General features: G+C 66.2%; 3 protein-coding genes and 1 pseudogene. 2 read left to right on the forward strand and 2 right to left on the reverse strand.

Going from position 1 to position 4500, the window contains the following annotated elements; genetic code table 11:
- Nucleotides 1–1451: pseudogene (locus G3436_RS26115) on the reverse strand (TonB-dependent receptor); the annotation flags it as partial.
- A 144-nt stretch (nt 1452–1595) separates the two neighbouring features.
- Here G3436_RS26115 and G3436_RS26120 point away from each other — a divergent pair.
- Complete coding sequence (locus G3436_RS26120; protein WP_163951165.1) at nt 1596–2540, forward strand: LysR family transcriptional regulator; 945 nt, start codon at nt 1596–1598, stop codon at nt 2538–2540.
- A 100-nt stretch (nt 2541–2640) separates the two neighbouring features.
- On the forward strand, nt 2641–4239 hold the full coding sequence (locus G3436_RS26125) for an alkaline phosphatase family protein (protein ID WP_163951168.1): 1599 nt from the start codon (nt 2641–2643) through the stop codon (nt 4237–4239).
- Between the two features lie 122 nt (nt 4240–4361).
- Here G3436_RS26125 and G3436_RS26130 read toward each other — a convergent pair.
- The coding region (locus tag G3436_RS26130) for a TOBE-like domain-containing protein (protein WP_420801258.1) at nt 4362–4500 on the reverse strand (139 nt) is incomplete at its 5' end.

The raw sequence follows: 4500 nt of genomic DNA on the forward strand, positions 1-4500 counted from the left end.
CGCCGCGCCGGTTGACGGCGGTGCCGCCGACGGGCGCGGCGCGGCTGACCCAGGCACTTTTTCTGCTCGTAGGTGCCGCGCACCCCGGCGGTGAAGTCCAGGCGCGGGGTGAGGTGCCAGGTGCCCTGGGCAAACAGGGCAAAGCTGTCGGTTTTGATGTGCCCCTTGCCCAGGGTGGTGACATTGGCCAGCGCGCCGGCCGGCGTGCCGTTCCACAGGTCGGCCTGCGGGCCGTAGTGGTTGAACGATTTGTTGTCCAGGTCGGAGCCGAAGTAGTAGGCGCCGAGCACATAGTCGAAGAACCCGCCAGTGGGCGAGGCCAGGCGAAATTCCTGCGAGTACTGCTTGTCTTGCACCGAGACGCCGGCGTTGTAGGCGGCCGGCACGTCCAGACCATCGTCGTTGCGCGGGGTGAAGTCCCACCAGCGGTAGCTGCTGATCGAGGTCAGGGTGAAGTCGTTGCCCAGGGTCCAGTTGGCTTCCAGCGAGGTGCCGCCCTGGAACACCGTGACCTGCTGGTCGTCGTCCAGGTTGACCTTGCGGTGGCTGCCGTCGACCAGCGTGGCACCGGCGGCGGCCGCACGGGCTTCATAGCGGTTGACGCCGTTGATGGTCGGGCCGGTACTGTACAGCACGCGGGTGCCGGCGCTGGAGTCTTCTTCGTTGTAGTCGCCGATCCAGCGCAGGTTGAACTGCTCGCTGGGCTTGTACAGCAATTGCCCGCGAAAGCCCTGGCGCGCGCCGCCGTTGAGGGTGTGGCCGTCGTGCTCGTTCTTGATGTCGCCGTCGCTGCGCGTGCGGTAGGCCGAGAAGCGTCCGGCGAGGGTCTCGTTCAGCGGGCCGGAAATCGTGCCCTTGGTCTGGAAATAGCCGTCCTCGCCCACCGAAGTCTCGATGCTGCGCTCGGGTGTGAAGCTGGGCGCGCGGGTACTGATGTTGATGACCCCGGCGGTGGTGTTCTTGCCGAACAGGGTGCCCTGCGGGCCGCGCAGTACTTCAAGCTGCTCGATGTCCATGAGGTCGAACACGGCCATGCCCGGCCGGCCCAGGTAGACGTTGTCCAGGTACAGCCCCACGCTGCCCTCCAGCCCGTCGCTGGCCGGGTTGTTGCCCAGGCCGCGAATCGACACACTGGACTGGCGCGCATGCATGTAGGCCACGTTGACGCTGGGCACCAGTTGCTGCAGGTCCTGGATGCGGTACACGCGCTGGCTTTCCAGGGCCTGGCCGTCGAGTACGCTCATGGGCGTGGGCACGTCCTGGGCGCTTTCCTCACGCCGGCGCGCGGTCACGGTGACCGTCTTGAGCTGGCTGTCTGCCTTGGCCGCAGGTGCGGTGTCCGCGGCGGCCTGGGCGGGCAGCCAGTGCGCACTGCCGGCCAGCAGCAGGGCCAGCGGCAACCGCTGGAGCCGTCGGGAAGACAAGGGGGCGGCGGGGTGGGTCAGGCTCATGGGCGGCTCCTGGGCAAGGAATTTATATTCCTTAAAGTTATTTATTTATGATTTCACATATGTTTACTGCATAAGAGATTGCCTTTATAAGGACTGCAGCCGAGGCAGAGCAAATGCATTTGCCCGATACTTTTCATGTGAAAAATGCATATCGACCTACGCCAGCTTCGCCACCTGATCGCCCTTGCCGAGCACCGCAGCTTCGTTGCCGCGGCGAGTGCGGTAAACCTGTCGCAATCGGCCTTCAGCCGCAGCATCCAGGCGCTGGAACACAGCGCCGGCTGCCTGCTGGTGAACCGATCGAGCAAGGAGCTGGCGCCGACCAAGCAAGGCCTTGTGGTGCTTGAACACGCACGCCGGCTGGTCAGCGGCGCGCATCAACTGAGCAACGAGATCAGCCAGTTCAATGGCCTGGAGGCCGGCGAGCTGCGCTTTGGCTGCGGCCCGGCGCCAGCCGCCGGGCTGGTGCCGCGGGCCATTGGCGCGTTCATCGGGCGCTACCCCAAGGCGCGGGTGAAGTTTCAGGTGGATGACTGGCACAGCCTGAACACGCGCCTGCTGGCCGAAGAGTTCGAGTTCTTCGTGGCCGACACGCGCCGCTTCGAGGCCGACCCGGCCTACCACACCGTGCGCCTGCGCCCGCGCCGCTGGCACTTCTGCTGCCGCGCCGCGCACCCGCTGGCGCAGCAGGCCAGTGTCAGCGCCGAGCAACTGCTGCGCTACCCACTGGCGGTCACGCTGCGCCCGCCCAACCTGCGCAAGGTGGTCAGCGACCTCAGCGGCCAACCGGACTTTGCCGCCAATGTCGAATGCGAGAACGGCCACAGCCTGCTGGGCGTGGTGTTGAACTCGGACGCCATCGGCATCTGCAGCGCCAACAGCGATGCCTGGCACGGGGCGGCCAGCCAACTGGTGCGCCTGAGCATCGACGGCCTGCGCGACGACTGTGAAGAGCTGTACACCCGCTACGGCATCGTCAGCCGCGCACGCCAGCGCCTGTCGCCGCTGGCCGAGGCAATGATCGCGCAGATCGTCGACACCGATCAGGCCGACCAGGACCTGTGCAACCTGGAGCGCCTGGCCATCTGACGCGTTGCGCGCCCTGCATCGAAGGTATTCGGCAAATGCGCTTGTCGGCGCGGGGCCGGCAGGGCGAAATCACTCACCAGACTTTCAACCGGTGAGCGCCATGACCCAACCTGCCCCCGTGCGCAACGTGCTGTACATCATGTGCGACCAACTGCGTCGCGATTACCTGTCGTGCTATGGCCACCCGCACCTGCACACGCCCAACATCGACCGCCTGGCGGCCGCCGGGGTGCGTTTCAGCCGCGCCTATACCCAGGGCACCATCTGCGGGCCGTCGCGCATGTCGGCGTACACCGGGCGCTATGTGAGCAGCCATCAGGTGGCGTGGAATGGCGTGCCGCTGCCGCTGGAGGAACTGACCCTGGGCGACTACCTGCGCCCGGCCGGCATCCGCACCGCGCTGGTGGGCAAGACCCACGCCACGCCGAACCTTGAGGCCCAGCGCCAGCTGGGCATCGCCCCCGACACCGCGCAGCAGCTCGACGAGGTGGGGTTCGAGGCGTATGTACGCCATGACGGGATCTACCCGGACGACCCGTTGTTTGCCGACAAGCGTGAAAGTGCGCCGTACACCCACTACCTGCGCGCGCTCGGCTATGACGGCGAAAACCCCTGGCATGACTGGGCCAACGCGGCCCAGGGCGCTGACGGCGAGGTGCTCAGTGGCTGGCACATGCGCAACGCCGACCTGCCCACGCGGCTGCCCGCGCAGCACTCCGAGACGGTCTACACCACCGACCGCGCCATCGACTTCATCACCGAACAGGGTGAACAGCCGTGGTGCCTGCACCTGTCGTACATCAAGCCGCACTGGCCGTACATTGCGCCGGCGCCGTACCACGCGCTGTATGACGCCAGCCAGGTAGTGCCGGTGGTGTCGGGCGACCGCAGCGATCACCCGGTGTATGGCGCATTCCGCCAGCACCAGGAGAGCGTGAACTTCTCCCGCGAGCAGGTGCGCCTGAAGGTGATCCCGACCTACATGGGGCTGATCAAGCAGGTCGACGATCAGCTCGGGCGGCTGTTCGACGTACTGCAAGGCAGTGGGCGCTGGGATGACACGCTGATCGTGTTCACGAGCGATCATGGGGACTTTCTGGGTGACCACGGGCTGGGTGAAAAGGAGTTCCTGCTGGAGCAGGCGGTGGGCGTGCCGTTGATCGTGCGCGACCCACGCGTCGAGGCCGATGGCAGCCGGGGCTCAGTGGATGAACGCCTGGTGGAAACCATCGATGCACTGCCGACGTTTCTGGAGGCGCTGGGGTTGCCGGGGGCGGAGCATCGGTTGGAGGGGCGCTCGTGGATACCGCTGTTGCACGGCACGACGCAGGGCTGGCGCGAGTACGCGATTGCCGAGTATGACTATGCGTTCCAGACGCCGGCGCGTGAACGGCTGGGGCAGCCGATCGACCGCTGCCGCATGACCATGGTGCGCAGCGAGCGCTTCAAGTACATCGCGTATGACGGGTTCAGGGCGCAGCTGTTCGATCTGCAGGAGGACCCGCAGGAGTTGCATGACCTGGGCGATGACCCGGCGCATGCCGGCGTGCGCGAGGTGCATCAGGGGCATCTGCTGCAGTGGCTGCGCGGGCTCAAGCGCAGGACCACGATCAGCCATGCGCAGATCGAGCGGCGCGGGGAGCGGTTCCGGTATGGGGAGCCGCAGGCGGATAGCCTGGTGAAGATCGGGGTGTGGTGAGGCCCAGGGGCCGCTGCGCGGCCCATTCGCTGGCAAGCCAGCTCCCACAGTTACCCCACTGCTCTCAGGCTGAGTGATAACCCTGTGGGAGCTGGCTTGCCAGCGAAGAGGCCCGAGAGGCCTCAGATGTTGCCGACCTTCTGCCACACCTTCGGTTTGAAGAACAACGTTTCGCCACGCGCCAGGTTGGTCAGGCTGTCGTGATCCTTGACCACTTCCGCCTCGATCAGCTCGCTCTGCCCTTCTACCTTCAGCGTCACC

Source organism: Pseudomonas brassicae (genome assembly GCF_010671725.1).
In the GTDB taxonomy this organism is placed as follows: domain Bacteria; phylum Pseudomonadota; class Gammaproteobacteria; order Pseudomonadales; family Pseudomonadaceae; genus Aquipseudomonas; species Aquipseudomonas brassicae.